The sequence below is a fragment of the Streptomyces sp. AC627_RSS907 genome, from assembly GCF_019049165.1.
In genome coordinates, this window is the sequence record NZ_JAGMUE010001052.1 from 1 (window position 1) to 565 (window position 565).

At 71.9% G+C, this 565-nt stretch carries 1 pseudogene; it reads right to left on the reverse strand.

The window, feature by feature from the left end:
• Nucleotides 1-553: pseudogene (locus KUM32_RS40210) on the reverse strand (cell division protein FtsK); the annotation flags it as partial.
• Between the last annotated feature and the right edge of the window lie 12 nt (nt 554-565).

Below are 565 nucleotides of genomic sequence, written 5' to 3' on the forward strand. Positions count from 1 at the left end.
GCCAGCGCGACCAGCTCCAGGACCGGCCGGCGTCCCGCTCGGAGGAGAGCACCACCAGGGACAGGTCGCGCGGGCTGTGCAGCACGGCGGCCTGCGCCACCAGCCAGTGGGCGGTCGACAGGGCACGCCCCCGCTCCCCCGCCACGCCGACGACCCCGAGCGTGGCGAAGGGCAGGGCGACGGGGACGTCGTGGATGGTGGGCGGCTCGGGCGGGTCCTCGTCGTACTGCTTGCCGGGTTGCAACAGCTCGATCTCGGCCGGCAGGTCGCCCATGCCCACGCGCAGGTGCAGCGCGTCGGGGTCGGTGAGCCGCCGCTCCCACAGGGTGCGCCGGGGGCCGACGGCGCGGAGCATCACCTCGGCCGGGTCCGGCAGGTCCGTGCGGCGGGCCCGCTGGTCCTGGGTGCAGGCGCTGGCGAGGTCGCTCTCGTACTGGCTGAGCTCTTCCTTGTACTGCTTGACGGACTTGCGGAACTTCTTCTTGCCGTGCCGCCGCTCGCTCCAGTAGTGACCGAACACCATCATCGGGCTCATCAGGCAGAACAGCAGCATGTACACCTGCTT